Annotated in this window: 25 protein-coding genes; 17 read left to right on the top strand and 8 right to left on the bottom strand. The window is 68.2% G+C overall.

What is annotated here, in order from left to right; translation table 11 throughout:
* Positions 1-109 precede the first annotated feature (109 nt).
* From DM816_RS25255 to DM816_RS25265, 3 genes are all read right to left on the bottom strand, one after another.
* Entirely contained in the window at positions 110-1,483 is a 1,374-nt protein-coding gene (locus DM816_RS25255; protein WP_117212904.1) for a glycoside hydrolase family 43 protein, read from the bottom strand.
* A 14-nt stretch (positions 1,484-1,497) separates the two neighbouring features.
* Positions 1,498-3,060 carry a glycoside hydrolase family 27 protein gene (locus DM816_RS25260; RefSeq protein WP_246002216.1) on the bottom strand — a complete coding sequence of 521 codons (1,563 nt, stop codon included), beginning with the start codon at positions 3,058-3,060 and terminating at the stop codon, positions 1,498-1,500.
* A 228-nt stretch (positions 3,061-3,288) separates the two neighbouring features.
* On the bottom strand, positions 3,289-4,524 hold the full coding sequence (locus DM816_RS25265) for a hypothetical protein (RefSeq protein WP_117212887.1): 1,236 nt from the start codon (positions 4,522-4,524) through the stop codon (positions 3,289-3,291).
* Between the two features lie 203 nt (positions 4,525-4,727).
* Here DM816_RS25265 and DM816_RS25270 point away from each other — a divergent pair, with 203 nt between their 5' ends.
* Entirely contained in the window at positions 4,728-5,903 is a 1,176-nt protein-coding gene (locus DM816_RS25270; RefSeq protein ID WP_117212888.1) for a serine hydrolase domain-containing protein, read from the top strand.
* Between the two features lie 233 nt (positions 5,904-6,136).
* On the opposite strand, the gene DM816_RS25275 is transcribed toward DM816_RS25270, so the two are convergent.
* Positions 6,137-7,042: a CE1 family esterase gene (locus DM816_RS25275; protein WP_117212889.1), complete on the bottom strand. Its 906-nt coding sequence runs from the start codon at positions 7,040-7,042 to the stop codon at positions 6,137-6,139.
* Positions 7,043-7,150: 108 nt separating this feature from the next.
* Between DM816_RS25275 and DM816_RS25280 the strand changes: the two genes are divergently transcribed.
* The 12 genes from DM816_RS25280 to DM816_RS25330 all read left to right on the top strand — a co-directional run bounded on the left by DM816_RS25280 (position 7,151) and on the right by DM816_RS25330 (position 18,432).
* Positions 7,151-7,591, top strand: a complete 441-nt coding sequence (locus DM816_RS25280; RefSeq protein WP_117212905.1) for a ChaB family protein — start codon at positions 7,151-7,153, stop codon at positions 7,589-7,591.
* A 2-nt stretch (positions 7,592-7,593) separates the two neighbouring features.
* The gene (locus DM816_RS25285) at positions 7,594-7,953 is read left to right on the top strand and encodes a DUF3140 domain-containing protein (protein WP_117212890.1); all 360 of its coding nucleotides are present in this window, start codon (positions 7,594-7,596) and stop codon (positions 7,951-7,953) included.
* A gap of 95 nt (positions 7,954-8,048) precedes the next feature.
* Entirely contained in the window at positions 8,049-8,999 is a 951-nt protein-coding gene (locus DM816_RS25290; RefSeq protein WP_162907819.1) for a 3-oxoacyl-[acyl-carrier-protein] synthase III C-terminal domain-containing protein, read from the top strand.
* Entirely contained in the window at positions 8,996-9,883 is an 888-nt protein-coding gene (locus DM816_RS25295) for a diiron oxygenase (RefSeq protein ID WP_117212892.1), read from the top strand. The genes DM816_RS25290 and DM816_RS25295 overlap by 4 nt, the downstream gene beginning before the upstream one ends.
* Positions 9,873-10,115: a hypothetical protein gene (locus DM816_RS25300; RefSeq protein WP_117212893.1), complete on the top strand. Its 243-nt coding sequence runs from the start codon at positions 9,873-9,875 to the stop codon at positions 10,113-10,115. Before DM816_RS25295 ends, DM816_RS25300 begins: the two co-directional genes overlap by 11 nt.
* Positions 10,112-10,984: a class-II aminoacyl-tRNA synthetase family protein gene (locus DM816_RS42890; RefSeq protein ID WP_162907820.1), complete on the top strand. Its 873-nt coding sequence runs from the start codon at positions 10,112-10,114 to the stop codon at positions 10,982-10,984. The genes DM816_RS25300 and DM816_RS42890 overlap by 4 nt, the downstream gene beginning before the upstream one ends.
* Positions 10,981-11,991 carry an SDR family oxidoreductase gene (locus DM816_RS25305; RefSeq protein ID WP_162907821.1) on the top strand — a complete coding sequence of 337 codons (1,011 nt, stop codon included), beginning with the start codon at positions 10,981-10,983 and terminating at the stop codon, positions 11,989-11,991. Before DM816_RS42890 ends, DM816_RS25305 begins: the two co-directional genes overlap by 4 nt.
* On the top strand, positions 11,978-13,072 hold the full coding sequence (locus DM816_RS25310) for a DUF3419 family protein (protein ID WP_162907822.1): 1,095 nt from the start codon (positions 11,978-11,980) through the stop codon (positions 13,070-13,072). The genes DM816_RS25305 and DM816_RS25310 overlap by 14 nt, the downstream gene beginning before the upstream one ends.
* The gene (locus DM816_RS25315; RefSeq protein WP_117212896.1) at positions 13,069-14,088 is read left to right on the top strand and encodes a GNAT family N-acetyltransferase; all 1,020 of its coding nucleotides are present in this window, start codon (positions 13,069-13,071) and stop codon (positions 14,086-14,088) included. The genes DM816_RS25310 and DM816_RS25315 overlap by 4 nt, the downstream gene beginning before the upstream one ends.
* 37 nt (positions 14,089-14,125) lie before the next feature.
* Positions 14,126-14,521 (top strand): hypothetical protein, encoded by a 396-nt coding sequence (locus DM816_RS25320; RefSeq protein WP_117212897.1) that lies wholly within the window; start codon positions 14,126-14,128, stop codon positions 14,519-14,521.
* Positions 14,522-14,711: 190 nt separating this feature from the next.
* The gene (locus DM816_RS25325; protein WP_117212898.1) at positions 14,712-15,842 is read left to right on the top strand and encodes a cytochrome P450; all 1,131 of its coding nucleotides are present in this window, start codon (positions 14,712-14,714) and stop codon (positions 15,840-15,842) included.
* Positions 15,843-15,897: 55 nt separating this feature from the next.
* Positions 15,898-18,432, top strand: a complete 2,535-nt coding sequence (locus DM816_RS25330) for a polysaccharide lyase family 8 super-sandwich domain-containing protein (RefSeq protein WP_117212906.1) — start codon at positions 15,898-15,900, stop codon at positions 18,430-18,432.
* Positions 18,433-18,439: 7 nt separating this feature from the next.
* Here DM816_RS25330 and DM816_RS25335 read toward each other — a convergent pair whose 3' ends face one another.
* The gene (locus DM816_RS25335) at positions 18,440-19,621 is read right to left on the bottom strand and encodes an MFS transporter (protein ID WP_117212899.1); all 1,182 of its coding nucleotides are present in this window, start codon (positions 19,619-19,621) and stop codon (positions 18,440-18,442) included.
* Positions 19,618-20,904: an FAD-dependent oxidoreductase gene (locus DM816_RS25340; protein ID WP_117212907.1), complete on the bottom strand. Its 1,287-nt coding sequence runs from the start codon at positions 20,902-20,904 to the stop codon at positions 19,618-19,620. Before DM816_RS25340 ends, DM816_RS25335 begins: the two co-directional genes overlap by 4 nt.
* 159 nt (positions 20,905-21,063) lie before the next feature.
* On the opposite strand from DM816_RS25340, the gene DM816_RS25345 reads away from it, so the two are divergent.
* The 3 genes from DM816_RS25345 to DM816_RS25355 are packed head-to-tail and all read left to right on the top strand — an operon-like array spanning position 21,064 to position 22,500.
* On the top strand, positions 21,064-21,408 hold the full coding sequence (locus DM816_RS25345; protein WP_117212900.1) for an ArsR/SmtB family transcription factor: 345 nt from the start codon (positions 21,064-21,066) through the stop codon (positions 21,406-21,408).
* Positions 21,405-22,103: an aquaporin gene (locus DM816_RS25350; protein ID WP_170318870.1), complete on the top strand. Its 699-nt coding sequence runs from the start codon at positions 21,405-21,407 to the stop codon at positions 22,101-22,103. The genes DM816_RS25345 and DM816_RS25350 overlap by 4 nt, the downstream gene beginning before the upstream one ends.
* Complete coding sequence (locus DM816_RS25355) at positions 22,096-22,500, top strand: arsenate reductase ArsC (protein WP_117212901.1); 405 nt, start codon at positions 22,096-22,098, stop codon at positions 22,498-22,500. The genes DM816_RS25350 and DM816_RS25355 overlap by 8 nt, the downstream gene beginning before the upstream one ends.
* Here the strand turns inward: DM816_RS25355 and DM816_RS25360 are convergent.
* Positions 22,497-22,826, bottom strand: a complete 330-nt coding sequence (locus tag DM816_RS25360) for an ArsR/SmtB family transcription factor (protein WP_117212902.1) — start codon at positions 22,824-22,826, stop codon at positions 22,497-22,499. The genes DM816_RS25355 and DM816_RS25360 overlap by 4 nt on opposite strands.
* A gap of 51 nt (positions 22,827-22,877) precedes the next feature.
* Between DM816_RS25360 and DM816_RS25365 the strand changes: the two genes are divergently transcribed.
* Positions 22,878-23,936, top strand: coding sequence for a flavin-containing monooxygenase (locus DM816_RS25365; protein ID WP_117212903.1), 1,059 nt, complete (start codon positions 22,878-22,880; stop codon positions 23,934-23,936).
* A 66-nt stretch (positions 23,937-24,002) separates the two neighbouring features.
* Here the strand turns inward: DM816_RS25365 and DM816_RS25370 are convergent.
* On the bottom strand, positions 24,003-24,327 hold a 325-nt coding region (locus DM816_RS25370), incomplete at its 5' end, for a glycosyltransferase family protein (protein WP_483964161.1).

Below are 24,327 nucleotides of genomic sequence, written 5' to 3' on the forward strand. Positions count from 1 at the left end.
CGTGGGTCAAGGTGATGAACCTCGACCGGTTCGACCTCGCCGCCGCCTGATCTACCACAAGCCGGGCCGGTCCGCGAAACGCGGACCGGCCCGGCTCAGTCGACACTCATCATGAAGTTATCCGGAATGTCGCGTCCTGCCGGTCCGCTGTGCTGGACGACGAGCTGATCGGGTCGATACGCAACAGGTAGTTGCTGTGCCGCAGGTATCGGGTCGGGAAGTTGTATGAGCGGAAAGATGCCCATCCGGCGTCGGCGAGGCCCCCGGTGCGGTAGAAGGTCGCGTCGGCGCGGAACGTTGCGGTGTTGTCGTTGGGGTCGAGCCGGATCGCGTAGTTGCTATGCCGCAGATAGCTTCCCGGGACGTTCACCGACTGGAACGACACCCCGGCCGGGTCGGCCAGGCCGGGCATCATCTGCCACATCTGGTCGCGGTACGGGTCGAACGGGTACGGGTCGACGCGGCCCACGCGGTTGGCATGCCGTACAAAATAATCGGGGAAGTTGTAGGACTTCAGCCGCACCCAACTCGGTGCCCCCCAGCGCGAGACGAGCCCGTTGTATTCGGCGTCGGTGATGCCCAGCATCGAGCCGTGCTTGGCGTTCAGCGGAGCCGTGTAGTCGCGCTGGTTCATGGGTGTCCACGAGTTGCCGCCGATGTTGGTGGTGGACCACGCGTAGTAGTCGGAGTTGACCGGGCTGAACGAGTCTCCCCACAGCCGCCAGCCGCCCTCATTGGTCTTGAGCAGCAGCGGGGCCTCGATGGCGTTGCCCTGCCTCAGCCCGCTGGTGTAGGTCGTGAAGCTGTTGGGAGCGCCCGTAGAAGACCGTGCGCCGTAAAGGTTTCCGTTGGACAGGTTCTTGTAGTACAGGTATGTCGTGCCGCCGTCGACCACGATGTCGCTGTCGAGCACGCCGAAGCCGGGGCTGAAATAGACCTGCGGCGCGCTCACGGTCTGGAAGTCGCTGGTGTAGTTCACCATGAACACGTCGCCACCGTTGTTGCACGAGTAGACGATGCCGTACTGACCGCGCGACGCGTCCCAGAACACGGTCGGCGCCCACGTGTGCGCGTTGCTGAGCGTGTGCATGCGCAGCCGCCTGTACCCGGTGAAGCTCGTCAGGCTGGTCGAGTCCCACATGTGCAGGTATTGACTCGTGCGGGTGAAGTCGGTGCCCCGCAGATCGGTGGCGATGACGCCGAACGTGCCGTTCTGCTTGCGGAACACGAATGGGTCGCGCAGGCCGAGTTCCCCCGCGGTGGGCGTGACGACCGCGTTGTTCTGGCTGAGCGGCGTCCAGTTGAGCCCGTCGCGGCTGACCGCGAGGTGCAGGCCGTAGTCGGCGCCCTGGAACTGGGGCGACTCCGTGAAGTACGCCATGACATAGCCCGTGTTGGCCGCGAACGCAGGCCGTGCGCCCAACACCGGCGCCGCCACGGCCGCGGCGGCCGCACCGAGCAGGCTTCTCCGGGTGAGATTCACGTGCTGTCCTTTCCTCATGAACGGGTCCAGCGCTGGTTGGCCCCGCCGTGGCAGGTCCACAGGAGCACGGCCGTGCCGTTGGCGGTGCCGGAATTGTTGACGTCGAGGCACAGTCCTGATTGGACACCGCTGACGGTCCCGTTGGAGTTGAACGTCCACCGCTGGTTGGCGCCGCCGTTGCAGTCCCAGATCTGCACCCGCGTGCCCGCGGTGGCGTTGGTGGGCGCGTCCAGGCACTTGCCGAGCACCTGCAGCGCCTGCCCGCTCTGCGTGAGCTGCTGGTTGGCGCCGGTATGGCAGTCCCAGATCAGCATTTGCGTGCCGTTGGCCGAGGAGCCCTGGTTCACGTCGAGGCATCGCCCGGACGCCTCGCCGCGCAGCCGGAACGTGGTCGGGGGCGACGCCGTGCCGCCTCCGCTGACCCGATAGACGACCGTGCCGTGCGCGGGCACCGACGCCGAGATCGCGCCGGTCGTGGTGGTCGTGGCGTTGGTCCAAGCGTCGCGGAGCGTGAACGAGCTACCGGTCTTGCCGATCGCGGCTGCGGTCGTGCTGACCGTCGTCGTGGACGAACCCTGATTGAACAGGGCCACCGCCACGTCCCCATTGGACAGTCGCTTGGCGAGCACGCGCCTGGTGCCGTCGTGGGAAACCTGGACCGCCTGCAGCCCCAGCGGATCCTGATTGATCGCGATCAGGTTTTGGTTGCGCAGGATCGTCAGCGTGGCCGCCGACATGTTGCGCAGGTCGTTGCCCGCGATCAGCGGCGCGGCCATGATGGCCCACAGTGAGAAGTGCGAACGCATCTCGGTGTCGGTCATGCCGCCGTTGCCGACCTCCATCATGTCCGGATCGTTGAACCCGCCCGGCCGGGCGTAAGCGGCGAGTGGCACGTTCACGTTGACGATGTTTTGGATTCCCATCGGGTACCCGTTGGTCTGCCCGGTGTTCCACGCGTTGGTGATGTCTTCCGTGGTGCGCCACATGTTGGCCACGTCGCCCCAGTTGCGCAGCGGCCCGGTCTTCTCGTGGATGCTGTTGGGATTGATGCTGTACACAATGGGCCGTCCGGTGGCCGCGAGCGCGTCGCGCATCCGCGCGAACGACCGCACCTGGTCGTCGATGGTCCCGGCCGGGGAACACCAGTCGTACTTGAGGAAGTCCACACCCCACGCGGCGAACTGCCGCGCGTCCTGCGCTTCGTGGCCCATGCTGCCGGTGGCCCCGGGATAGGTGTTGAAGTATTGCGCGCACGTCTCCGCGGCCGGCACCTGATAGATGCCGAACAGCAGGCCACGGGCGTGCAGGTAGTCGCCAAGCGCCTTCATCCCGCTGGGGAACCGGCCCGGGTCGCCCTGCAGGTTGCCCGCCGAGTCGCGGTTGGGGTTGAACCAGCAGTCGTCCACGACCACATACTTGTAGCCCAGATCGCGCATGCCGGTGCTCACCAGCGCGTCGGCCATCTGCCGGATCAGGGTCTCATTGATGTTGCAGCCGAACGTGTTCCACGTGTTCCAGCCCATCGGCGGGGTCCGTGCGACCCCGTTCTCCAGGGCCCGCACCGCCACGGCGGACATCGTCACGGCCAGCATCGCCACTACTGCGGGCACGCACCATCGGAATCTGTTCATCGGATCCTCCGGAGCGGCGTGCCCGGCGCCACTCAAGCTTGTCGGGGTTATCTGTCCATCGACTGTGAACGATAACAACCGGGGTCGTCAAGAGCATCGACCCGGATTGACAATCGCTTGAGATTGCGGCAAAGTGGCGACCGCGGGAAGCATGTGAACGCTAACATCCCTCCGCTACACGGCGGCGCCGCGCGGACGCAGGAGATCAGCCACGGTGAGCCGATCGGGGCGAGCGACGACCCGACGCTGACCGGCGACGGTTATTCGCGGCTGCCCTCGCACCTGGAGCTGCGCACGCAGACCGACTCCCCCCGTTGAACCCACTGCGGTGCAGGTGAAACCCACGCTGCCGTTCGCGGTGATGGTGCCCGCGCCGGACACGGTCACCGTCACGGTCCACTGAATCGTGCCCTGGACGGAAGCCGAGTCAGGCCCGGCATTGATCGTTGTCTGCCCGCTGAACGACGTGCCGCCCGAGCCGTTGAGCTCGACGCTGCTCGACCCCGCCTGCCCTCGGGGGTCGGTGCCCGACGTGGCACCGGTCAGCGTGGCACTGAGGGTGACGGTGACGAGCCACGAGCCCCCTTCGGACGCGCACGCCGTGCTGCCGGAGCCGTTGAGCTCCGGCGCCCGGGTTGGCGACGGTCGTGGGCTCTGCGTCGTCCGCGTCGGCGTGGGACTGTTCGGCGGTCTGGAGCTCGTCTTCGGCGTGGGCGTGGCGATCGACAGGTCGCTTGGCAGCACGTCCGGCGCCGCCGGGGAGTCCGGGGCGCGGCTGTCGAGGCAGCACGCCTTGTTGCCGTCGGCCGTGGGGGGCGGGGTGGTGGTCTCGTCGCCGCCGCTGAGCGCGACCGCGATCCCGGCGGTCAGCGCGAGAACCCCGGCCACCACCAGGCCGATCATCGCCCCCGACGACCAGCCGGCGGCTTCCTTGCGGCGCGCCCGCCTCGGGACGTGCTTCGCCTCGTCGTCGCCGTCGTCGGGGGCGGCGCGCCGGTGCAGGCCCCGCCAACCGCTCTGGTTGCGCCGTTCCTTGACGGCTGTGGCCAGTGCACCCTCCGAAAAACCGGTTGGCTTGTCCGGTACCGAATAAATCTCCGCAAGCCGCCCCCGGGCCCAGACCCACTGGCCCACGGTCTCGTCGTCGCAGCCCACCGCCCACAGCAGCTGCATAAGCAGCTCCTCGCTGGGCAAAACGTTGCCACGCAAAGTATTGGCGACCGCACCCTCGGGCAGGAAACCGCTGTAGATGCGCGCCCGATGCTCGATCTCACTGACGGGCAGCCCGGACCACCGGAGCAGCACCTCAAGCTCGGCGAGGAACTCGCCCGCGGTCTGCGCGGCGGTGGGATCCGGAGGCTCGTCGGCCTCCCAATTCTCCTGCGATGAGCGATCATCGTATGGGTGCAAGGATTCTCCCCGGCTGGTTCATGCCCGCGAGGAGGATACAGCGAGTTCGAATTGGTCACCAATCCGGTGACCGAGCGACCACATAGGACACGCCGCGCGTCACGGTATGCCTAGCCCTACCTCGGATCGGGTGGCCAGCGGGATGGTCGCGCGCATCACTTTGCCCGTACGGTCTGTCCTAACAAGACCGTAAAGGAGATGGCATGCACGCAAATGGCAGCAGCCGGCGGGTTATCGCCGTTATCTGTGTGGCCGCCGCACTTTCCGCGGGATTGGCCGCGCCGGCGGCGGCTGGTGAGTGGCGTGGCACGGGCGATCAGCGACGCCTCCAGGCCGCGGTGGACGACCTGCACGGGCTGGGCATTACGGGGGTGCAGGGGCTGACCCGCATCGACGGCCGGACGAGCCGGGCCAGGGCCGGCGTCGGTGATCTGGAAAACGGCCGGCCGGTGCCGCTCAACGGGTACTTCCGGATCGGCAGCACCACCAAGACCTTCGTCGCCGTCACGGTGCTGCAGCTGGTCGGCGAGGGACGGTTGTCCCTTGACGACACCGTCGAGCGCTGGCTGCCCGGGGTGGTCAGCGGCAACGGCAACGACGGGAGCCGGATCACGGTGCGGCAGCTCCTGCAGCACACAAGCGGGATTTACAACTACACCAACGACATGGAGGCGCTGGCCTCACCCGACGCCTTTTTGGCCCACCGTTACGACCACTGGGATCCGGCCGAGCTCGTTGCGCTGGCGATGAAGCACGAGCCCGACTTCGCGCCCGGCACTGGCTGGAACTACTCGAACACCAACTACGTCCTGGCGGGGATGATCATCGAAGCGGTGACCGGCCGCAGCTGGGCCACGGAGACGCAAGCACGCATCCTCGGCCCGCTGGGCTTGCGGCACACATCCATCCCGGGCGACGTGGCGACCCTGCCACGACCACACGCCAGGGCATACCAGGAGTGGGCCGATGGCGAGCCGCTCATGGATACGACGGAGTTCAATCCGAGCGCCGGCGGTGCGGCCGGCTCAATGATCTCGACGACGGCCGATATCGCACGGTTTTGGCAGGCACTGCAGCACGGGCGGTTGCTCGGACCGCAGATGATGGCCGAGATGCAGCGGACCGTGCTGGCCGAGACGTTCCAGGACTTCTACCCGGGCTTGCGATACGGTCTGGGCATCATGTTCCTGCCTAACAGGTGCGGCGGATACTGGTCGCACGGCGGCGACGTGCCGGGCGTGAGCACGGTCAACGGCGTCAGCCCAGACGGCAACCGGGTCGCGGTGCTGGCCCTGACCACCCAACTGGCCAGCGACTCCGAAGCCCTCCCGGTCTACCACCGCCAATTCCACCTCCTGAACACCACCATCTGCGACTAACCCCCTCGGCCTCTCCTCCAGTTGATCATGAACTTAGGTCAATGTTCGGCGACGTGTCGCGGCATCAACTTCATGATTAACGCGGCCGGATTGACCGTGAAATCACGGAAACGACACGCCATCGAACATGTCTACGTTCATGATCAACGCGAAAGAGGGCCCCGGCGCTGGTGTGTGCCGGGGTCGCTCTTTTGGTTGACGGTTGGGTTGGGGAACTGTCAAACCGGTAGGTGCTACTGGCTGGACAGTGCGAGCAGGAAGTCGGTGACCGCTGGGGCGAAATTCGAGGTGAACGCCGGGCCGTGACTCCCGCCCTTGATGGTCCACAGCTCCACTCGCGTCGCGTCGCGGCAGCCGCTGCGATAGGTGGTGACGGTGGTTTCCTGGCCGGCCAGGTTGGAATCCAGGTCCATGGGAGCGGCCGATGCGTCGGCCTCGTCGGCGCAGCCGTTGTGGCCGCGCCACTGGGCCAGTGTCGCGTCCACGGAGGGGTAGGAACGGCCGGCGTTCCCGCCGCCTTCGAACAGGACGGTCCGGTCGTCGGTGCCGTGGACCTGCAGGATGCTGACGGGCCGCTGCGGCTTGCACGCGGCCACGTCGGCGGTGGCCATCCCGGCCAGCGACACGATCGCCGTCACCTTCGTGGCGTGCTCACACGCCATCCGGTAGGACATGAACCCGCCGTTGGAGTGGCCAACGAAGTACACCCGCTTGGTGTCGACCGGGTATCGCGCCACCACCGTGTCGATGAGCCTGCTCAGGTAGCCCGAATCGTCGGTGCCGAGGCCGCCGAAGTCGCAGCACGCCTGGGTCGCGTTCCAAAACCTTCTGCCCTCCCGGTCCTTGGTTCCGTCGGGCATCGCCAAGAGGAATCCGCGCCGTTGCGACTCGGCGGTCAGCTTGAAGTAGCTCTCGATCTGGGCCGCGTCGGACGTGAAGCCGTGCAGCAACACGACCAGTGGCGCCTTTGCCGCAGGGTCGGACGAGCCGGGCACGTGCAGCTGGAACGGCCGGCCGTCGAGGTCGACCGTGCCGGTGGTGCCGGACCGCACGGGCGGCCCACCCGACGAGGGTACTTCGGCTGTCGATTCACACGCCGCCAACAAGGGCAGGACCAACAGCACGGCAAACAGCCTCATACCGACGATCCTGCCGGACACCGACCGCGCTGTCGAACACGCGAACGTTTATCCGGCCATGCGGCGGGCAACAGCACAGGGAAGCGCATTCGAAGGGAGGGGATGTCGTTGCCTGCACGTGAGGACATGCCTAGTACGCTTCGGCGTTCACCCAAGAAGGCACAGGAAACATACGCCAAGGCGCACGACTCGGCCGTGGAAAGCTACGGCGAGGGCGAGCGGGCGCACCGGACCGCCTTCTCGGCGGTGAAACACTCGTTTGAGAAGATCGGCGACCACTGGGAGCCCAAGGCGCAGAAGGGGCCTAGCGATCCGCAGGCGGCCCGCACCCGCCGGGCCAAGCCCACCGACACCGCAGAAGGCGTCGACGCCAACGCGAGCAAGCAGCATCTGATGGACGTGGCCAAGCGGCTCGGCATCGCCGGCCGGTCGCGCATGACCAAGTCTGACCTGGTCGACGCGATCCAGAAGGCCAACGACCGCAGCAGCCGCAAGGCCCGCGAACGCTCGTCGTCCACCCCATCGTCCACATCGGGCCGGCGGAGGTAGCGATGGCTCGCACAACTACCGAGGTCGACGTGCTGTGGCAGGAGTTCCACACCATGGTGAACATGACCTCCGCCCAGCTGCGTGACTGGCTCGCCGCCAACCCGACCGTGCGCGGACAGGAAGCACCGGGCGTGGCCAGGGAGGAGCCCGAGGGCGACCTGGAATCGATGGGCTGGCGCGTGGTGTCCATCCTCGGCAAGCGCAAGACCGACCTGACCACCGACGACAAGCAGCTCATGGAGCTCGTGATCGGGATACTGCAAGATCGCCTGGCGAATCGTCCGCAAGCCGGTCAGCCGGCCGACGACGACTGGCGCCGGGAGGTGATGCTGCTCGGTCACGATCCGCTGCGGGCCTCCTAGGGCCGCAGCCGCAGCCGGATTGAGGTGAACGACTCAGCGTCATCTGAGTACGTGTGCGCATGTCCTCGCGGCCGGATGCCGCGAGGCTGTGCCACATGGATGGGTTGTACGCCGGATCGTTCGCCTACGCACTGGGCGCGCACAAGCGGCACGTTCGCGAGTCGGCCGGTGCGGGGCTCCTGCGGTCCGCGCCCGAGGACCTGGAGTCCGCCGGCTTCCGCTGGCATCACCTATGCGGGCCGGACGAAACCGCATACGATCTGGCCCGCGCGGCCGTCGCCGAGATCGCCGAGCGGGGCGAGCTTGGCCACATCGACGCGATCGTCTACGCCACCTGCCTTCCCGCCGAGTGGCCGCACGCCAACGGCCCCATCCGCGATGTGAAGGACCTGATGGACTTCCCCGCCGGCCGCCTGCAGGCGGAGTTTGGGCTGTCCCGGGCCATCGTGGTCGGGCTGCACCAACAGGCGTGCACCGGCATGCTCGGCGCGCTGCGCCTGGCCGGCGCGCTGCTTTCCACCGAGCCGCAATGGCGGCGCGTATTGTGCGTGACCGCCGACCGGTTTCCTGCGGGCGCCTTCTATGAGCAGGCCTACAACCTGATCTCCGACGGCGCCGCCGCGTGTGTCGTTGGACGCGATCGCGCCCCGTGCCGGCTGCTGACGGTACACCAAATCAGCAACGGGGGTCTGGCACGGGCCGGCGACGACGAGACCGTCGGCACCTACTTCGCCTACACGCACCGCCTGGTCCGGGAGGCCGCCGCCCGCGTGGGCACGGCACCGTCCGCGTTGGACTGGGTCGTCACGCAGAACACGCACGAGAAGGCGTGGCAGATCCTCGCCCGCCTGCTGGAAATCGACCACGACCGGGTGTGGAGCCCGTCCCTGCCCGACGCCGGGCACGTCATATCGGCGGACGTCATCGTCAACCTGTCCGCTCTGCTGGCCTCCGGAAAACTCCAGTCTGGACAGCGGGTCGCCCTGGTGATGGCCGGCTTCGGCCTGAACTGGCAGGCCGCCGTGCTGGAGGTGGCCCAACCATGAGCGCGCTAGCGGCCGCACTTTCGCAAGTCTCCGAGACCACGGCCCGGTTGAGCCGCCTGTCCCAGCGGGCATTTCAGAACCCCTACACCAGCGTCGAGTGGCCATCAACGCTCGAACCCGAACGCGACTGGTTCAGCACGCCGGAATACGTGAGTCTCCACGGCACTCCGATGTGGACCGGGCTGGACGAAGCCGCCCGCCGACGCCTCGCGTTCCACGAGGCGGCCGGCTTCTACAGCCTCAACATCCATGGCGAGAAGGCACTGATGCAGGGGCTGGCTGCCCGCCTCTACCGCAGCGATCTGACCGACCGCACCGGCTATCTGCACCATTTCCTCGACGAGGAAAACAAACACAGCATCTACTTTGGAGGATTCTGCACCCGCTATGCCCGGGTCTACCGCAGCCGCCAACCATTGTTCGGTACCGAGCGAGAGCGCGATGTCGCCGATTTCCTCTTCTTCGCCACGACCCTGATCTTCGAGGAGATAGTGGACCGCTACAACCGGGTCCAGGCACGCGACCGCCGGCTGCACCCGCTGGCCCGCTTCATCAACGACAACCACCATCGCGAGGAGGCCCGGCACCTCGTGTTCGGCCGTCGCGTCGTGAGCGCGATGTGGACAGCTGGCGCTCCACATTGGACCGGCTCGACCATCGACGAGATCCGCGACGATCTCGCCCGTTTCCTGACCGCCACCTGGCGCGAGTACTACCACCCCGACGTCTACGCCGACGCGGGCCTCGACGACCCGTGGGAGCTGGCGGAGTCCGCGTGGGCGGCGCCGGCGCAGCGGGCCCACCGACGCAAGGTGTCCGCCGGATGCCTGGAGTTCCTGACCTCCGTGGGCGTGCTCGTGCAGGAGCCGGTCGATGCGTTCTGAGGCCGACATCCGCGCGGCGCTGCACGCCTTCGTGCAGCGGCACGCCAACGACTTCCCGCTCACCGACGACACCCCGCTGTTCACGCTACGGGTCCTGCGGTCGGTGCACCTGCCCGAGCTGATCCTCCTGCTCGAACGGCTGCGCGCCGGGCCAATCGACGTCGAACAACTCCAGCCGGGCGATTTCGCGAGCATCGACGTCATCGTGCGACGATTTGGGGCCGTGTCATGAAGGACCTCACTCGGGTCGGGCTTCGCTGGGACCCATGCGGCCATGCGGGCCTGACCGGGCCGCTGCTGGCCCTCGCCGACGACTGCGACCTCGCGTTCCGGCGCCTCGCCGACCGCTGGCACGCCACCGAGGAACGCCATCCGTCCGCGATGCCCGCATCCGCGCTCGCCACCCACCTGCGGTCGTTCCCGCATCAGGCGACGTTCGCGGCCGCGCTCGACCCGGCCGACGCGAACCTCGGCGAGTTCGCCGACGGGCCGGTGACCGCTCCAAACGGGACCGTGGCGCTGACCCGAATCGCTCCAGTCACGACAGTCCTCACTCCGGCGGCCTGTTACCACGTCTACGCCGGGCACGCACGCGAGCACCTGTCCGAGGCGCGCTATGTGAGCACGCGCAACACGTGCTTTAGGCGCGAGTCGCGATACGAGCCGCTGCTCCGCCAGTGGAGCTTTGCCATGCGCGAAATCGTGTGTCTGGGAACCCCGGCGGAGGCGGATGCGTTTCTGGCGCAGGCGCGAGCGGCGGTCGACTACTTCGCCCTGCTGATCGACGTGCCGCTGGACTGGACGCCCGCCACGGACCCGTTCTTCCGCCCGCACACCAACCCGGGCTATCTGTTGCAGCGCATCCAACCGAGCAAGCACGAGGCGCTCTACGGTGGCTCGCTCGCCCTCGGGTCGGTCAACCTGCATCACGACCACTTCGGGACCGCCTTTGGCATCACACGCGACGGAGCCCCGGCCACAACGGCGTGCGTGGCGTTCGGCGTCGAGCGCTGGCTCTACGCGCTGACCGACCGGCACGGGTCCGACCCGGACGGCTGGCCGGACCTGCTCGCGGCGGCGAACCAGGTGGTGGACCGGTGACGACGCTCATCACCGGGGCGGGCGGCTATCTCGGGCGCCGTATCGCGGCTGCGCTGCATGACGAGGACGTCATTCTGGCCATGCGCGGTGCGGACAAGCGGGAGCGTCCAGGTGCGCAAGAGGTCATCCCTATCGATCTGTGTGAGGAAAACCCGTTCGCGGAATTGGACCCGCGACGCATCACGCGCATCATCCACGCGGCCGCGGTCATCCGGTTCGATGTGGACCGGGACACCGCCCGGCGGGTCAACGTCGCCGGCACGGCCCGGGTGCGCGAGTTCGCCGAACGCTGCGAGCGGCTCGAACGATTCGTCCTGCTGTCCACTTTGTACAGCGCGGGCCGGCGGCAAGGCGATGTACGCGAGGTGCGCCACGACGATGCCGGGTTCGTCAACCACTACGAGTGGTCCAAGTGGGCGGCCGAGGAATGCGTGCTCGAACCGCCTGGGCTTCCGGTGACCGTGGTGCGCCTGCCCACGGTCATCTCCGAGGACGACGGCACCGTAGGCCAATACAACGCCTTCCACCACACCATCCGGCTGTACTACTCAGGCTTGCTGACTCTCCTGCCCGGCGATCCGGCGACGCCGCTGAGCCTGGCCACGGCCGGCTTCACGGTCGACGCCGTGACCGCGTTGCTGGACGCCGAACCCGGGATCTATCAAGCGTGTTCGGGCCCGGTCTCGCTGGGCACGGCGGTCGACACCGCGTTCAGCGTGTTCGAACGCGATGCCGACTTCATGCGGCGCATGCTGCCCCGGCCGGTCCCGTGCGACCAGGCCAGCTTCCACGACATGGTGTCGGCCGCCCGCGCACTGCGCGGCGGCCCGCTCCAACCGGCCCTCGCCTCGGTCGCACCCTTCGCGGAGCAGCTCTATTTGTCGAAGTCGTTCCGCACGGAACGGCTGCGCGCCGCCTGGCCCGGCTATCGGACGGCAGATCCCGTGGCCCTGGTCGAGTCGGTCTGCGCCCATCTGGTGGAGCGGAGGTTCAATGCGGCGCGTTGAGTTGCCCGGCGCGGTCGACGACCGGTTGTTCTTCGCGCAGGTGCGCGAGGATCCCGAGTTGGAGCTGGCGGCGTTTGCGGGCGTGTGGGAGGACGGCCCGATAGCCGTGGTCAGCTCGGCCGGATGCACGGCGTTGTCGTTGGTCGCGCGCGGTGCGGTCGAGGTGATCGGCGTGGATGTCAACCGTACCCAGAACAATTTGGTGGAACTCAAAGCCGCGGCGGTCACGGCAGGCGATTTCGACCAGGCGCTCGGACTGCTCGGCGCGTCACCGATGGCCGGGTCGGCTCGGATGCTTGCGTACCAACGGATTCGGCCCAGGCTCACCAAGCAGGCACGCGACTATTGGGATGCACGGCCGGATATCGTGGCGCGAGGAGTCCTCAATGCCGGGGTGACGGAGCGGCTCATGCGCGTGATCGCGCGGAGCCTGCGGCTGGTCCATCCAAACAGGCGCATTACACGATTGCTCGGTCTGCAAACGCTGGAGCAGCAACGGGAGTTTTACCGGCGGGAGTGGGACAACGCACGCTGGCGGCTGCTGTTCGACGTGCTGTGCAACCGGCTGGTGCTGCGGCGCACATATGACGAGCGGTTCTTCGCCCACGTGGAGAAGGCGAGTTATGCGCGGCATTTCCGGCAGGTGGCCGAGCACACGCTGACCCGGCTTTCCATACGTGACAACTATTTCCTGCACTACATGTTGACGGGCCGCTATCCCGCCGGTAGCCGGCCGCCCTATCTGAGCGGCGGACACGTGCCAGTCGATCGCCTCACGCTTGTCGATGCGACCCTCACGGATTATTTGCGGACCCAGCCGGATCAGAGTCTGGCCGGGTTCGCCTTGTCCAACATTTGCGAGTGGCTGACGGCCGCGCAAATCGACGAGCTGTTCGCTGAGATTGTGCGCACGGCTCGGCCCGGGGCGCGGGTGGTGTTGCGCAACTTCGTCGGTTGGACCGAGGTCCCTCCTAAGTGGAGCGGCGTCGTGCGCGAGGACCGGGCACGCGGGGAGGAGCTCATGCGCCGGGATCGCAGCCTTTGCCAGCGGCGCATCGTGGTGTGTGAGGTGGCGGGATGAGGGTGCGCGACGCTCGGCCAAGCGACAATGACGCACTGGTCGCGCTTGCCGCGCAGTGTCCCATGGATGGGGATCTCTCGTTGTGCATCGACCGGTCGCCGGACTTCTTCGCGCTCCACCGGTTGGGTGGGCAATCGTGGCGGGTCGGCGTCATCGATGGCGACGACGGCCCGATCGCGTGCGTCGGGGTCGCACGCCGTCCGGCCTTTGTGGACGGTCGGTCGGCTGACGTCGGATACATCGGTGATTTGAAGGTGCATCCGGCGCATCGCAGGCGGGGCACCGCCCGCGCCTTGGCACAGTGGGCGGTCGCGGCTGCCGGCAGCGGCCCGCTGATCGCGACCGTGCTGGCGGGCAACACTGCGGTGGATGCGTCGCGGCTCGGGTTTTCCGTCACTCGATGGACAACGATCAGATCGCACAGCATCAACCTGCTGTGGCGGCGCCGCATCCCGCGCAGCGCACTGACCGTGCGCCCCGGGGGGGCCGACGATGTGCCGGAGATGGTCGCGTTGTGGGGCCGGTTGGCCGCCTCACGCCAGTTCGCCCCGGTTCACGAGTCCTTCCCGTTGAACGTCCCCGGGCTCGACTACCTGCTTGCGCACCGCCCCGACGGCAAGCTGGCCGGCTTCGTCGGATTATGGGACCAGCACGCCATCAAACAGATGCGGGTCACCGGCTATTCGCCTCGCCTGGCGGGCGCGCGGGTCGCGTTCAACCTTGCGGCACCGCTGTTTGGGGCGCCATGCCTGCCACGGTCCGGTGGGGCGCTGAGCTATCGCACAGTGGTCAACCCGTGCGCAGCCGACGCGGCCACACTGCGAACTCTGCTCGTGCACGGCTGCAACGGGCTGCGCGGCCGGTACTCGTTCGTCACCATAGGGCTCGACTCACGCGACCCGCTGTCCCGCGCGCTCACGGGCATGCTCGCTCAGCCCACCGACGTCGACCTGCTGGTGCTCGACGGACCCACCGACCGCACCGCACCGGTCCATTTCGAGATCTCCACCGTTTGAACACCCGCGAAGTGGAACGTGCATTACCATCGGCGAGATGAGCGCGGACATCGATCTCGACCTTGCCGCCGATGACGGTCAGCCGCGCCCCCGCCATCGGCGGGTCTGGCTTACGCTGGTGTTCCTCGGGTTGTGGGCGATCGTCGGATTCGTGACCGTTCCTCTGCTCGCGTACGGCCTCGGAGGCACCGGCGCGATCTTCGGAAGCGGCGGGTTCCGCACTTCGACGCCGTACATGTGGGCGCTCACGGTCGGCACCGGCCTGCTGTTCCTGTCTGTCGCGATCGGACTGTCACTGGCGCTGGCATTCCGCAGATGGCTTTCCGCCGCCGCCTTTGGCATCCTGCTCGCCGGTGCGATCATCTTCTACTCAGCGGTCTATCGCGCCCATCCCGAATGGTTCGAAAAAGTCATGCGCGTTGTCACGAGCTGACGGCGCTGCGGGCGATCAAGAAGCACAGGCCGGCGAGGATCAGCGCATACCGCCGCCCCCGGGGCCCACCCCAGCGGTGCCCCCGCACCGAGGGCGACCTGGGCGGGCCGGCTCGTCGAACTTGCGCAGCCGCTGTTGCGCCTCGGCCTCGTCGAGGCTCGCCGCTTGTGACCAAGACGCGGAGGCGTTCATGCTCATCGATGTGGATGCCGCCCTTACCCGTCTGCCCCCGCAGTACTTCGACCCGGCCCAGCCCGCCGGGCTCGATGAGCGCACGCAGACATTCAGCCTGTATTCCTATGACGACGTGGTGCGCCTGCTGACCGACCGCACGTCGTTCACCTCGGACTACGGCATCAACGAGGCCGACCTGCCCAACCTGCACCCGGCCTGGGCCGGGATGTGGGCCACCGACGGGCAACGCCACGAGGTGCTGCGCTCGGCGGTCGCGGACCCGTTCCGGCCCGGCTATCTGGCCTGGCTCGAACCGCGCGTCCGGGACATCGCGGTCGAGCTCATCGAGGCCACACCCGAATCCGGCCCGTATGACATCACCGACCTGGCAAGGGTTCTGCCCAGCCGGGTGATCTGCCTGATCCTCGACCTGCCCATGGACGCCACCGAGCGCGTCATGGGCTGGATTGACGAGACCTCCGCGGTCACCTCGGTGGCCGCCTTGCCCAGCCAGCCCGAGATGGCCGGCTACTTCCGCGAGATGATCAACCAGCAGAAGCGCCGACCCGGGCACGGCCTCCTCGGCGAGCTCGTGCGCGCGCAGGCCAACGGCGCGCCCCTGTCGGACTGGGATCTGCTCGGCTACGCGGTCATGCTGCTGAGCGCCGCGATCGACACCACAACGACCGTCATCTGCAACGCACTGCTGTTCCTGAGTGAATACGGCCACGCGGAGAAGCTCGCCGCCGAGCCCGAACTCGTCGGCCCGGCCATCGAGGAGGTGTTGCGCTGGTACCCGCCGTTCCCCGCGCAGACCCGCATATCCGCCCGTGAACTGGAGCTCAACGGCGTGACGATCCCGCGCGGCACTCCGGTGTCGGGTTACCTGTCGGCGGCCAACCGCGATCCGGTGCGGTTTCCCGACCCGGACCGGTTCGACCCCGCCCGCTCCCCCAACCCGCACCTGTCCTTCGGCCGTGGCAAGCACTTCTGCCTGGGCGCCGCCCTGGCCCGCCTGGAGCTGAACATCGCCGTGCGGGAGATGCTGGCGCGCCGCCCCCGCCTCAGGTGGGACCGGACCGTGCCGCTGGAGCGCCACCACGGTGCCGTGCACCGCCTCACCCGAGCCGTGTTCCAGATGGGCTGATCAGCTGAGCCGAAAATTCTTGTCAGTGATCGACTACACGGCGATAATGTTTTCCGTGCAGATTTCGCGTCGTGCAGTCCTGTCCGTTGTCCCCGCGGCCACCCTCCTCACGGTGGCGCAACCGTTGCGCGCGCGAGCCGCGGCACCACCTGCCGCTGCGGCCGGTGACCACGCGACGCTGATCGCCAACACGGTCGCGATGTTCGCCGGCACGCCCGACTCCAACGCCCGCCCCGAGGTCGCCGGCAAACGCGCGGCCATCGAGACGGCCGCGCGCAACTGGCTCGCGGCAATGGACAGTGCCGGGACGGGCGAGCTGTTCAAGGGAGTCCCGCTCGGCACAAGCGATCCCAATCTCAACACCTCTTTCCGATATCTCTACGAGATCGCCCTCGCGACGCGCACCCCCGGCACGGCCGCCGACCTGCACGGCAGCGCGGTGGTCCAGCGGCGGGTCATCGACGGGCTGCGCTGGCTGCACGAGAACTACTACGGCGACCAGTCGAAGGGCTACTACGGCAACTGGCACAACTGGGAGATCGGCATCTCGTCGCACGCCAGCAAAACCCTTGTGCTGCTTGCCGATGAGCTCGCGACGTATCAGCCCGGTCTTACCGCCACCTATGTCGCCTCGATGGACGCCTACCTGCGCAACGGCAAGAACGGCGACGTGGACCTCGACTCCCGCTTCCACACCGGCGCCAACCTCGCCGACATCACGGCCAACCGGATCCTGCAGGGCGCCGTGCTCGGCGACGACGCACGCATCAGCAAGGCCATCGCCGACCAGCTCACCGTCTTCGCGACGGTTGACCCGTACCATCTGCAGCACGGCGTCACCGACGGCTACTACGCCGATGGGTCCTTCATCCAGCACAGCTCGGTCGCCTACACCGGTTCATACGGCAAGGCCTTGCTCACGCGCGTCGTGCAGAGCATCAAAGTCCTTGACGGCACCAGCTATGCGCAGGGCGGCGAGCTCGTAGGTGTGGTGCAGGGCTGGGTGGTCAACGGCTTCGCCCCGCTGATCTTCGAGGGTTGGATGATGGAGGTCGTCAAGGGCCGCGCGGTGTCCCGCACGACCACGGGCTACGCGGACGTTGCCGTGGTCGTCGAGGCCGTCGTGGACCTGTCCGGCTACGCGGCCGCGCACGATGCCAACGCCCTCAAGGGTTACATCAAGCATGTGCGGGAGACGACGCGCACGCCGCTCAATCCGACCAGTTTTGTGTCGCCGGTCAGCATCGCCCGCTACACCGACATTCTCAACGATCCGGCTCCGGCGAAGGACCTCAACCCGGCCGAGCGCAATGTCGCCTTCAACGCCATGGACAAGACCGTCCACCGCCGCCCGGGTTACGCGTTCGCACTCGCCCGCAGCTCCAGCCGGATCAGCAAGTACGAATACATGAGCGGCGAGAACCTCATGCCGTGGTTCCAGGGCGACGGCGCGCACTACCTCTATCTGTCGGGTCAGGATCAGACGCAGGCCTTCGGCGTGGACTACTACACCACTGTCTCGCCCTATCGCCTCGCGGGAGTGACCGCGCCGGTCGAGACCCGCCGGACCATCCCGGAGCTGTACGGCACGCTTTGGTACGACAATCCGGCGCTGGGGTTCACGTCGTCGTCGCAATCACAGAACACTTTTGTTTATTTTCCACGTGGTACCAACGGATTCTCCGGCGGATCGGTGCTGGGCTCATACGGCGTGGCCGGGCTCGTGCAGTCCAGCGACTTCGCCTACGCCGCGAAGCAGGCCGGAGACCTGCCCGAGGACTTCGTCGTCTACCGCAACGCCGATGCCACGAAGTCTTGGTTCATGCTCGATGACGAGATAGTCGTGCTCGCCGCGGGTGTCGGCGACTCCGCGGGGCGGGCGGTGACCACGACGATCGACAGCCGCATCGCCGCGCCGTCGGACTCGGTCGTGCTGACCGGCGCGCTGCGCGACGGCACGGCGTGGTCGGGCACCGGCCCCGCCCGCCTGGCTTGGCTGCGCTACGCGAACGGCACTCAGGGTACCGCAATAGGATATGTCTTTTTCGATGAGCAGCAGGCAACCGTGGCACTGGACGAGGTGACGCGCAGCCGCCGGGTGGTGCGGGTGTCCAATCCCGACACCGCGGTAAGCAAGAAGGTCTTCTCGCTCAGCGTCGAGCAGGCCGCCGGCGCGCAGCCCGGGTCGATGGCCTACGCGCTGGTGCCCCATGCCACGCGGGCGCAGCTGGAGTCCTACTCATGCGTGACGGTTCTGGCCAACACCGTGAGCCTGCAGGCCATCAAGCACACCGGGCTGGGTCTGGTCGCCGCCAACGTTTTCGCCCCTGGCAGGCACCACGCCGAGCGGCTCACGATCGATGATCCGGCCTCCGTGATCGTGCGTACCGCCCGCGATGGCAAGACATCCATCGCCGTGTCCGACCCGACCATGCAGCGCGACGCGGTCTCACTGATCGTGCGCGGACGGCGGATGCGTGCCCTCGCGGCAGATGAGGGCGTCCGCGTCACACCCATCGCAGGCGGCACACGCATCGACGTCACCACCCATCACGCCTACGGCCGGAGCTTCACGGCAACACTGCGTTAGCTCGGGTTTACCACTGGCCCTCCAGCGCGGGCCGGCCGACGCGGCTTGCCAGCATGAGAGACACGGCCGAGACCGCGCACGCCACGGCGGTCAGGGTGGCGAACATGTTGTCCGTCAACGACGATGCGGCCAGCGGCCCACCCGCTTTCGCCAGGGTGACCGGCAGCGTCATCACACCGGCGATGGTGGCATATCGGTTGGTACCGTACCGGTCCGCGACGATGGCGGGCCGGGCGATGGTGGCCACACCAAAGCCCAACCCAAACGCGATGACGCACGCCGCCGCGCCCGCCACCGTCGAGCCGAGCAACGGCAATGCCGCCACACCCGCAGCCTGAATCAGGAACACGCCCGCCGCAACGCTCGTCATGCCGTAGCGTTTGGACAGTCCGGTGGTCGTCAGGCGCCCGGTCACCGACAGCACTCCCAGCAGTCCGGCCAGGGTCGCGGCGACGGCCGCGGTGTGCCCGGCGCGCTGCAGATAGCCGACCAGCAGCACGCCCACGGCGGACACGGCAGCGGAGTGCGCGACGAACCCGACGGTCAGGATCCAGAATCGCTTGTCGCGCAAAGCGATTGCCGCCGTGGCCGCCCCTGCCCTGGGCTGGGCCCGATGTGCGCGGCGGCCGGGCACGGCGAGCAGGTGGCCGGGGATCGTGACCACGGCGAGCACGGCGGCGAGGATCAGCAGCGCCGTGCGCCAGCCGTGGCGCTCCAGCAGCAGGGCCGTGAGCGGGAAGAAGATGCTCGACGCGAAGCCGGCCACGATGGTCACGACCAGTAGCGCCATGTCGCGTTTGGACGGATCGGTGGCGGCGACGATGACCGGGAACGATGCCTCGTACAGCGTGGCCGCCGTGGTGAGCCCGATGAGCACGAACACGGCGTAGAGCTGCCACAGCTGCGTGACCTGTGACCACATCATGACCGCCGCGACCGCGGCCACCGAGCCCACGGTCAGCAGCAGGCGCCCGCCGTGCCGGTCCAGCCACCGGCCGACCGGGATGGCCGCGACCGCCGCCGCCACAATCGCCACGGTGAAGGCCCCGGTCACCGCCGGTATGCCGGCGCCGAACTCGGCGGCCATCGGCGTGAGCAACACCGCGAAGGAGTAGGACAGCACGCCGTACCCGACCGTCTGGGTGACGGCGAGCACGGCGATCAGCAGTCGCGGCAACGCGACCGTCATCCGCAGCAGCTGCCGCCGCCGCTGACCACCGGCAGCGAGATCAGTCCGCTGGGGGCCTGCCCGGCGACCTGGTCTTGCGCGTTGCTCGACGAGCACACCCCGGTCTGGGGCAGTTCGAGCCGCACGTCGCGGGCCGCGTCCCAGTCGCCGTCGAGCGCGGCCACCACCGAGCGCGCCTGCTCATATCCCGTGGCGAGCAGGAACGTCGGCGCCCGCCCGTATGACTTGGCCCCGACGACGTAGAACCCGGGCTCGGGATGGCCAAGCTCGTCGACGCCATGGGGCGGCACGGTGCCGCACGAGTGCACGTTCGGGTCGATCAGCGGGGCCAGCGCGCGGGTCGAACCCAGGATCGGGTCGAGGTCCAGGCGCAGTTCCGTGGCGATGGTGTGATCGGGGCGGGCACCGGTCGCGTTGACGATGACGTCCGCCTCGACCTTGCGCCCGTCGCTGGACACCAGACCCTCGCTCGTGATCTCCTGCACGAAGAACCCGGTGTGGACGGTGATTTTGCCCTGCTGCACAAGCGATTTCACGGCCGTGCCGATCGAGCCGCGGGCGGGCAGCGCGTCGTCGGCCCCGCCGCCATAGGCACGTGACGGGTCCGGCGAGCGCAGGATCCACGTCGGCTGCGAACCCAGCTCGGCCAGTGCGAGCAGCGTCCCGGTGGCCGAGTGCCCGGCACCCACCACCGCGACGGTCTTGCCCGCGAACTGCTGCACGTGTGGCATGCCGTCGAAGACCCGTCCGGCGGAGCGCGCGTCGGCCTCACCGTGCGCGGGCAAGCCGTTGCCGCCCAGCGGGTTTGGTGTGCGCCACGTGCCGGACGCGTCGATGACGGCCCGTGCCACCAGCTCGCTCCCGTCCGACAGGCGCAGCACGAACGGCGCCTGCTCGCGTCCCGCTGTGCGCACGCGGTCGAGCCCCTGCCGCGCGATGGCGGTAACGGCTGTGCCGTAACGGATGTGCGGCGCGATGGCCTCGTGAGCCGCGAGCGGCGCCAGGTAGTCGCGGATCAGCTCGCCGCCGGTGGGCAGCCATTGCGGGTCGGGCTCGGTCCAGCCGGCCGCCGACAGCAGCGCGCGGGCGGACGCGTCGGTGTTGAACCGCCACGGGCTGAACAGCCGCACATGGGCCCATTGCGCGATCGACGCGGCCACACTGTCGCCCGCCTCGATGACGACAAACTCCATGCCACGGGTGGCCAGCTGGGCTGCGGCGGCCATGCCCACCGGCCCCGCGCCGATCACCGCGACGGGGAGCCGGGATGCGTCAGTTGTCATGATGATGTCCATCTCCTATATCTCTATGGGGCTGGTACCTTTTGGCGTTTCCGTTGCGGTTCCATGAGCACTAACGACGCGTCTCCTATCTAGATGAATTTCGAATCAGCTGGTACGGGCAAGCTTGCCCCCTGTTTCGAAATCTGTCAAGCTAGACGCATGTCGAATCAGCTCGTGGTGCTGGACACCGTCAGCGGTGCGTGCTGCGCCCCGCTCGCCGACGCGGCGCTCGACGCCGGGCAGGCCGAGACACTCGCACCCATGTTCAAGGCGCTCGGTGACCCGATCCGGCTACGCTTGCTGTCGATGATCACGTCGGCCCAGGGGGGCGAGATGTGCGTGTGCGACCTGACCCCGGCATTCGACGTTTCCGGGCCGACCATCTCCCACCACCTGAAGGTTCTGCGCGAGGCCGGTCTCATCGAGGGCGACCGGCGCGGCACCTGGGTGTGGTATCGCCCACTCCCCGAGGCCATCCGGGCTCTGGCCGCCGTGCTCAAGTGACCGCGCTCTGGCGTCGTGCCGCCGCCGAACTGGTCGGCACGGCAGGGCTCGTGATGACCGTCGTCGGCTCGGGCATCATGGCGCAGCGCCTGTCCGATGACGGGGCCGTGCGGCTGCTGGCCAACTCGACGGCCACGGTGCTCGGGCTCGGCGTGCTGATCGCGGTGTTCGGGCCGATCTCCGGCGCGCACTTCAACCCCATCGTGTCGCTGGCTGACTGGTGGCTCAACCGAGCCCACCGGAGCCCGCGCGACGTCGGCGTCTATGCCGCGGCTCAGACCGCGGGCGCGATCGCCGGGGCAATGCTGGCCAACCTGATGTTCGCGCTTCCGGGCGTCGCGTGGTCGCACACCACCCGCGACGACGCACATCTTTGGCTGGCCGAAGCCGTTGCCACCACGGGGCTTCTCGTGGTCATCGTGAGCCTGGTGCGCCACGGCCGGGTGGCGGTCATCCCGGTCGCGGTGAGCGCATACATCGGCGCGGCATACTGGTTCACGTCCTCGACGAGCTTCGCCAACCCGGCCGTCACCATCGGGCGGGCCTTCACCGACACCTACGCCGGGATCGCCCCGGCCAGCGTCCCCGGATTCCTCATCGCTCAAGCGATCGGCCTCGTCCTGGCGCTCGCGCTGATCGCCGTGTTCCACCCCGCACCGTCCACCGTGGAGAAGAGGCAGGCCCAACATGTCTGAGAAGCCCACCGTCCTGTTCGTCTGCGTGCACAACGCCGGCCGCTCGCAGATGGCCGCCGGATGGCTGCGGCACCTGGCCGGCGACAGGGTCCGCGTGCTGTCGGCCGGTTCGGCGCCCAAAGAGTCGATCAACCCGATCGCGGTCGAGGCCATGCGGGAGGTCGGGATCGACATCACCGGCAACATCCCGCAGAAGCTCGAATACGAGACCGCGCAGGAGTCCGACGTCATCGTCACCATGGGCTGCGGCGACGCTTGCCCGTTCTTCCCCGGCAAGCGTTACGAGGATTGGGAGCTCACCGACCCGGCCGGCCAGCCGATCGAGGTCGTGCGCGAGGTCCGCGACGCCATCCGCGACCGCGTCGAGACCCTGGTCAAAGAGATCGTGCCGAGTTAGGCGTCTTCCGTGGGCGGGCAACAGCGCATCAGCAGCCGCTGCAACTCGTCCAGGGCGCTGGCGATCCCCGCCGAATCGGGGAAGTACAGCACAATCTTGCCTTCGCGCCGCGCGGTCATGATGCCGCCCCGGCGCAGCAACGCGAGCTGCTCGGACGCCGTGGACTGACCGATGCCGGCCTCGGCGGCGATCTCCCCCACGGAACGCGGTCGCCCGTCGGCGAACAGCAGCAGGATTTGCTGGCGGCTCGTGCTGGCCAGCGCCTTGAGAAAGTCCTGCGCGGCCTCGCTGAGCCCGCTCGCCGCCGTGCCGTTCCGCTTAGCCATCCCTCCAAAATAACGTATCGTCATTTCGCGAAAATACGATATGATCGAGGCGTGCTGGATACCCCTCATGATCTGCTCGTCATCGGTGGCGGCCAGGCAGGACTGGCCACCGCGTTCCACGCCACACGGAAGGGCTGGCGCACGGTGATCGCGGAAGCCTCGGGCGCGGCGTCCGGTTCGTGGCCGCGGTTCTACGAGAGCCTGACCCTGTTCTCCCCGGCCCGGCGCTCCAGCCTCCCCGGCATGCCCTTCCCCGGCGACGACGGCGGGCGCTACCCGCATCGCGACGAGGTCGTCGCCTACCTGGCCGGTTATGCCGCCCGTCTCGACGCCGACATCCGGCTCAACACCCCGGTCAGCGCGGTCGCCCGGCACGACAACGCCTTCAGCGCGACCACACCGCACGGCGTGCTGCGGGCGTGGCGCGTGGTGAGCGCGACCGGCGGGTTCGCCAGCCCGCACCGGCCCGCGCTGCCCGGCCTGGAGACCTTCCCTGGCACGGTGCTGCACTCGGCCGAATACCGTGCGCCACAGGCGTTTTCCGGCCAGCACGTGGTCGTGGTCGGCGCCGGGAACTCCGCTGTACAGATCGCCACCGAGCTGGCCGGGATCGCCCGGGTGACACTCACCTCGCGGCACCCGATCCGGTTCATCCCGCAGCGCCCGTTCGGCCGCGACATCCACGACTGGCTGGCCTGGACCCGGCTCGACCACGGCCGGCCAAGCGCCATCCTCAAGCCACGCAACGGGGTCGCGGCCCTCGACGACGGCCGCCACCGGGCCGGGCTCACATCCGGTAATCCGCTGTGGCGACCCATGTTCGACCGCATCGACGGGCACCACGTGCTGTGGGCCGACGGGGCCAAGGACACAGCCGACGCCATCCTGCTGGCCACCGGATTCCGGCCCGATCTCGCCCATTTGCGCCCGCTGATCGGCGACTGCGGCCCCGTGCACCGATCCGGCGTCTCCACCACTGTCCCGGGACTCGGGTTCGTGGGGCTGGAGTGGCAGCGCGGCTTCGCCTCGGCCACGCTGCGCGGTGTCGGCCCGGACGCGGCCTACCTGTTACGCCACCCGCGCATGACCGGCGTCGCTTCAGCCCCGTGAGTGACGCGTGGCGGTCGGGCCGGTCAAGCGCTTGCCGCGAGGCGGCTCTTCGACGTCCACGTCGGCTCAGGATTGTCTGAGCACGCGGGACATGTCGCGGACGGCGCGCAGCGTGCCGCCGATCGTGCCGGTCACCTTGGATTTGGTGCCCTGCGCCCGCGGGGCGTAGTCGACGTCCACTTCGGACACTCGCCAGTCCGCCCGTGCCGCCAGAATAACCATTTCCAGCGGGTACCCGAAACGCCGATCGGTGATCCCGAGGGCGAGCAGGTCCGCGCGCCGGGCGGCGCGCATCGGCCCGAGATCGTGCACGTCGACGCCCGCGCCGGCGCGCAGCCTGCGGGCCAGCACAGCATTGCCGAGCCGCGCGTGCAGCGGCCACGCCCGCCGC

It is taken from the genome of Allorhizocola rhizosphaerae (assembly GCF_003426775.1).
In the GTDB taxonomy this organism is placed as follows: domain Bacteria; phylum Actinomycetota; class Actinomycetes; order Mycobacteriales; family Micromonosporaceae; genus Allorhizocola; species Allorhizocola rhizosphaerae.